The 6,265-nt window shown below is 63.5% G+C and carries 5 protein-coding genes; 1 reads left to right on the forward strand and 4 read right to left on the reverse strand.

Annotation, left to right across the window (positions count from 1 at the left end; translation table 11 throughout):
- Positions 1-466 (forward strand): GTPase RsgA (rsgA, locus tag IT472_RS04440; protein ID WP_297178991.1); only part of this gene is annotated, 466 nt, incomplete at its 5' end.
- Between the two features lie 84 nt (positions 467-550).
- On the opposite strand, the gene IT472_RS04445 is transcribed toward rsgA, so the two are convergent.
- The 4 genes from IT472_RS04445 to IT472_RS04460 form a co-directional block, all read right to left on the reverse strand.
- The gene (locus IT472_RS04445) at positions 551-2,557 is read right to left on the reverse strand and encodes a M4 family metallopeptidase (RefSeq protein ID WP_297178993.1); all 2,007 of its coding nucleotides are present in this window, start codon (positions 2,555-2,557) and stop codon (positions 551-553) included.
- Positions 2,558-2,589: 32 nt separating this feature from the next.
- Positions 2,590-3,579, reverse strand: coding sequence for an asparaginase (locus IT472_RS04450; RefSeq protein WP_297178995.1), 990 nt, complete (start codon positions 3,577-3,579; stop codon positions 2,590-2,592).
- Positions 3,576-4,982, reverse strand: a complete 1,407-nt coding sequence (locus IT472_RS04455) for an aspartate ammonia-lyase (protein ID WP_297178998.1) — start codon at positions 4,980-4,982, stop codon at positions 3,576-3,578. The genes IT472_RS04450 and IT472_RS04455 overlap by 4 nt, the downstream gene beginning before the upstream one ends.
- Before the next feature lie 93 nt (positions 4,983-5,075).
- Complete coding sequence (locus IT472_RS04460) at positions 5,076-5,972, reverse strand: LysR substrate-binding domain-containing protein (RefSeq protein ID WP_297179000.1); 897 nt, start codon at positions 5,970-5,972, stop codon at positions 5,076-5,078.
- Positions 5,973-6,265 lie beyond the last annotated feature (293 nt).

The raw sequence follows: 6,265 nt of genomic DNA on the forward strand, positions 1-6,265 counted from the left end.
CAGTTCAGGTGCCGGTAAATCGACCCTGACCAATACCCTGCTTGGGGTCGAGAAAATGAAAACCGGTGCGGTGCGTGCCGGCGATGCGCGCGGCCGCCACACCACCACCCACCGCGCGCTGACCGCCCTGCCGTCGGGCGCCTGCCTGATCGATACGCCCGGCATGCGCGAGCTCAAGCCCACCGGTGAGGAAGACGTGGCGGAATATTTTGCCGACATCGATGCCTTGGCAGAGCAATGCAGGTTCAACGATTGCAAGCACGTTAAGGAGCCCGGCTGCGCGGTGCGCGTGGCGGTGGAGCGCGGTGACATCGATGCGGAGCGGGTGGCCAATTACCTCAAGCTCGATGCCGAAGTCGCTGGTGCGGCCAACCAACTCGCCACCCGGCTGGCGCAGAAGGCCGAAGCCCGCGTGCAGGGCAAGGCCCTGAACAAGCGCTTGGATGAGAAGTACGGACGGCATTGATGCCTTCGCGTCCACTCCCGTTGGCGGAAGTGGACGCGGCAGTGGCTGCGTGTCGGGTGAGCCACGAACCCTGTGAGTCATGCGTCAGTTGATGGCCCAGGTCAACCTGACGCCACTGAACGCTTGGTAGGCGTTGACGGCGATGTAGTAGGTCGTCGTCGAGCCGGGTCTGAATGTGCAGATTTCCCGATTGCCCGTGAGGTAGGGCCGGCAGTTGTAGGCCGACAGGGTGGGGTAAGTGCCCGCGCGGACATACAGGTCGGCATTGCCGGTGCCGCCGCTGGTCGTCACGGTCAACAGTTCACCGGCGTTGACGTTGACGAGGTAGTTGTACGACCAGTTGTACTGGGCCGTATACGGCAGCAATACCGAGCCATCGCGTGAATTGCTGGAGGTTGCGCATTTCACCCCGACGGTCGCGAAGGCCGAGGTGACGTCGCTGCTGTTGTAACCCAAGTCGGCGGCCGCATATTCCACGCCACAGGCGCCCTGGTTGAAGGTGCTGGAGGCTGTCCAGTAATTGCGATTGGCAAACATGAATGCCTTGAAGGCCTTGGGTACGCCCCAGCCGGGTTTGTTGGCAAGCAGATAGAACGCCCTGTTGTACACGCCCGAGCTGTAGTGCACATCCAGGTTGGCGTAAAAATTGTTGGCGTGGCCGATGGAGTAGCCATCGCGCGTCGGGTCATCGAAATAACGGATGCCGCCGTTCCATTTGGTGATTTCCGCGCCTTCCATCCAGTCGTTGCGACCACGATCAAAGTATTCGGCTGCTTCACCGGCAATGTCCGAATAGGCCTCGTTCATGCCGCCGGATTGGCCGAAATACAGCAGGCCGGAATTTTCTTCGGTAAAGCCGTGCGAGATCTCATGGCTGGTGACATCCAGGCTGACAAAGGGGTAGAAGCTGTTGGCGCCATCGCCGAAGGTCATGTACTCGCCATTCCAGAATGCATTTTCATACTGCTGGCCGTAGTGCACCTTCATCACCAAGCTGAAGTCAAAGGGCTTGCTGACGCCAAGGTACTGCTTGTACATGTTGTAGATGACTTGGCCAAAGTAATGCGCGTCATTCATCGGCGAATAGGCGCCATTGACGGCGAAATTCGAGTTGAAGTAACAGCGATAGGAAAACGGCGCTGTCCATGAGTTGTCCCAGCCGTTTTTCAGGTTCACCGTGCTGACGTAGGCATTGCGCAGCGTGCAGGTGGTGCCGTTCACGGTGACATCCAGGTATGGGCGGCCACCGGAGCCATAGGTGTATCGTCCGGTTTTGACATTGCCGCCGTAACCCGTGCCTACCTTGGCGTGCTGCAGGTTCTCCCATTGTTTGAGCACAGCGCCAGTCTGCGCGTCAATCATGATGATCGGGCGGGTCGGGTGGCCACCCGCAGGGGCGTCTGCGAAGAAACCGACTTTGTAAGCGAGGCGGCCCTTGTTTGCATCGTCCAGGAAAATGACAAGTTCGGAGGTTTGGTTGCGCACGATGCGCCGGATGTTGGCTTGACCGAGGCCGGCGCGTACGCCTGCCATGAGCGCAGTCGCGCTGCTTATCCTGGGCCTGGTGGTTGCGACGTCGCGCTCCAATCCGACGACTTGATTGCCGAATAGCGCACGCACATTGCCGCTCATGTCTTCACTGACGACAATGTCGCTGCCAAAAATGGGGATGCCGCGCCATGACTGGCCGTAGCGAAAATTTCGCGAATGGGCGTTGTCGTAACGGCGATGCGGTACCAGCATGGTGTCCGCGTTCAGCCCGATGAAATGCTCATGCCTGCTGGTCGTGGTGGCCTGGAGTTCGGAGTTTATTCTTGTCGCACGGTATTGCTGCCTTGGTTGGACGCTGTTGCGCTGGCTGTGCAGGTCGATCAGACCGGCGGCATTGGCGCTGACGGTCATGACTGACAATGCAACGATGGACAGGATTTGCTGCGAAGTTTTCATGAAGGACCCCTGGTGCTTGATTGACTTGCATGGATGAATCCAGCAGGCGGCAGCACCACAGCAAACGCTGCAAGGTGTTCTCGCGTGCTTGGAGATGATCCAAATAGCGCCCCTCCTGAAAGCTACTTGGATTGGGCCATCCATGGCGAAGCCCCTCTGCGTTGCTCCGAGGGGCCTCAATACATGTCGAACAATTGCTGGATGACGCGTGGGTCACGGGTTTTGCTCAATGCAAGCATGAGCAAGACCCGCGCCTGCACCGGCGGCAGGTTGTCGGCGCTGATGAAGCCAGCACGATCGTCATCGATATCGCCGTTATGGACGGTGGTGCCATTGGCAACGCGGCTGGTGCGCACGATGCAGACCCCGCGTGCGGCAAGTTCCGTGAGGCTGCGTTGCCATGCGGGGTGCAGATTGCCGTTGCCCACTCCGGCAAACACGAGGCCGTCGCAGTGCCTGCCGACTTGCAGGATCATTTCAGGGTCCAGGCCCACGTGGCCATAGAGCAGCGCCACGTTCGGAACGGTGGCAGGCACCTGGAAATCACCGGGTGCACGGACGGGACGTTGATACAGGAACACAGCGCGGCCTTTGATCAGGCCCAGACGCCCGTATTTGCCGTTGCCGAACGCATCGGGGACGCTGTCGCATTTCTGCATGCCACGTGCGGCAAGCAAGGTGTCGCCGAAGACCACCAAAGCGCCCAGTCCCCGGCAGTCCGGATGGGCTGCAGCGGTGACGGCGTGGTAGAGGTTCATCGGCCCGTCGGCGCTGATCGCGGTGGCCGGGCGCATCGCGCCCGTGAGCACGATGGGCTTTGCGCTGGGGACGGTCAGATGAAGGACATAGGCCGTTTCTTCCAGCGTGTCGGTGCCATGCAGGACGACCGCGCCGTGTACACCGGGATCGGCCAGCAGTTGCTTCAGTCGCTCTGCCAACTGTTGCCAATGCGAGTATTCGATGCTGGCGCTATCGATGGCGAACAGTTGTTCGGCGTGGATGTCGGCGACGGTTGCCAGGCCAGGCACCTGCTTCAGCAGGTGATCAATGGCCAGCGCGCCCGCACGGTAGCCCTGCTGTTGCAGCGCGTCCTCGCATGCGCCGGCGATCGTGCCGCCGGTGGCGATCAGGGTAATCCTGGGCAACGGCGCCTGCGTGGCTGTCATGCGGCTGCCAGGATGCCGGGCCGGGTGGCGCTGGCCGGATCCAGGATGCGGCCCAGCTGCGCGTCATCCAGCCAGCCACGCGCCAGCACGATGCTGCGCACGTCCTGTCCGGTGGCCAGCGCTTCCAGTGCGACTTCGGTGGTGCGCGCATAACCAAGATGCGGGTTGAGCACGGTGATGAAGGCCAGCGACGCGTTCAGCAGGCTGTCGATGCGCGGGCTGTCGGCCTCGATGCCCTCGATGCAGTTCCGGGTCAGGCTGTCCACCGCGGCGGTCAGGTGGGCCAGGCTCTGCTGCAGGCAGCAGGCGATGATCGGCTCGAAGGCATTGAGCTGCAGCTGGCCGGCTTCGGCGGCGAGGGTGATGGTGAGGTCGTTGCCGATGACCTGGAAGCAGACTTGATTGACCACTTCCGGGATCACCGGATTGACCTTCCCCGGCATGATCGAGGAGCCGGCCTGGCGCGCCGGCAGGCGGATTTCGGCAAGGCCCGTGCGTGGCCCGGAGGACAACAGGCGCAGGTCGTTGCACAGCTTGGACAGGCGGATCGCGAGCCGCTTCAGCGCGGCCGACAGGGCGACGAAGGCGTCGCAGTCCTGGGTGGCCTCCACCAGGTCGGCGGCGGTGCGCAGTTCGATCCCGAGCAGGGCGGACAGCTCGGCGCGAACGGTTTCGGGATAGTCGGCGTGGGTGGTGACCCCGGTGCCGATCGCGGTGGCGCCCAGATTGATGCTGCACAGGCCGGGCAGCGCGGCGCCCAGCTGGGTGATCGCCGAATCCATCGATGTGGCGAACGCGCCGAATTCCTGGCCCAGGGTCATCGGCACCGCATCCTGCAATTGGGTGCGACCCACTTTCAGGATGTGCGCGAAGGCGTCGGCCTTGCGACGCAGTTGGTCGCGCAGGTCCTGCAGCGCCAGCAACAGGCGTTGTGCACCCGCCCAAGCCGCCAGCTTGACGGCGGTGGGGTAGACGTCATTGGTGCTCTGGCCGATGTTGACGTGTTCGTTCGGGTGCAACCGCGTGTAGTCGCCCTTGGCGTGGCCGAGGATCTCCAGCGCGCGATTGGCGATCACCTCGTTGGCATTCATGTGGGTCGAGGTGCCGGCGCCGCCCTGGATCACATCGACCACGAATTGGTCATTCAATTGGCCGGCGCGGATGTCTTCGCAGGCCTGCACGATGGCATTGCAGCGCGTGGCATCCAACAGGCCCAGCCGGTGGTTGGCCTGCGCGGCGGCCTGCTTGATCGCGGCCAGTGCCACCACCAGATCGGGATGGGTGCTGATCGGCTGGCCGCTGATCGGGAAGTTGTCGCGTGCGCGCAGGGTGTGCACGCCCCAGTAGGCGGCCTCGGGGATCTGGCGTTCACCCAGCAGGTCGTGTTCGCGGCGGAAGGTCATTGCATCCATCCTTTCGAGGGTGGATGCACTCTAGGCAGCGTCGGAACGCATGGCCAATTCGGATTTCACATCGGCCATGCGTGTGCGGCATGGCTAGGCGGGAGTGGCTTGCAGATGCGCCCACAGGGCATCGATGGCGGCGTGTGCGCGGCGGGTGTCGCGGTAGATGCGCACCTCCAGCGTGGTCGCGCGTCGCGTGTCGTCGGCTTCCACCAGGGTGCCTTCACGCAGTTCCCGCGCGGCGGCGCTGGCCGGCAGGAAGGCCACGCCATGGCCTTCCAGCACCATGTTCTTCAGGTTCTCGGCCATTGCGGTTTCGTAGCGTGGCAGCAGCGGCGCGCGCGGCGGTGCGATCTCCAGCACGCGGTCGACGATCCGGCGCAGCGAGGCCTCCCGCGCGTAGTGCAGGAACGGAACCGGCGCGTCCGCCTCCAGATTGAACATTGGCTGGCCATCTCCGTCAGCGCGGGTATAGGCGCGCACAGGCTCGCTGCCCAGCGGCAGGAACGGATAGCGCGCCGGATCCAGTGCCACCGGTTGCGCCTCGTGGTGGTAGCAGATCAGCAGGTCGGCATTGCCCTCCACGAGGCTTTGCACCGCATCGTGCACATTGCCGGCGGCGAGGGTGCTGGGGAAGACGTGGTACTGGGACTGCAGGCGCGCCAGCCACTGCGGGAAGTAGCTGATCGCCAAGGTGTGCGGCAGGGCGAAGCGCAGCGACTGCTCGTGCGCGCCCTGCCGGCGCATCGCGGCGCGGGCGCTGCCGAGCTGCTGGCTGATCACCCGCGCAGGTTCCAGGAACCGTTCGCCGGCTTGGGTCAGTTTGGCCGGGTAGCTGTTACGGTCGATCAGGTCGGCCCCCAGCCACTGTTCGAGTGCGCGGATGCGGCGCGACAGGGCGGGCTGGGTCAGGTGGCGCAGCTGCGCGGACTTGGTGAAGTTGCCGGTCTGCGCGATGCTCAGGAAATCCTCGATCCAGCTCAGTTCCATGGGTGTACTTGTGGGCCAATGCTGGGCCAAGCATGCACGAGTGCGGCTGCATTTGGCGCGGGTCCGGGATTGACCGTCGACCTGTCGCGGGGGTTCACTGGCGGCGAGGTGGTCATGCACGCGTGGTTTTCGGGGAAGGATGATGACGGAAGCGCGGGAGATCGAACACCACGCCGCACTCGACGCGCGCATGGCGCGGGTGGCCAAGGGCATTCGTCTGCTGAGCATGGCCAGCTGGCCGGCGAGTACACGCAGCGAGTTCCTCGACGCCTATGCGCAGGGCAAGGCCAAGC

The organism is Thermomonas sp., from assembly GCF_020850895.1.
Taxonomy (GTDB): Bacteria; Pseudomonadota; Gammaproteobacteria; order Xanthomonadales; family Xanthomonadaceae; genus Thermomonas.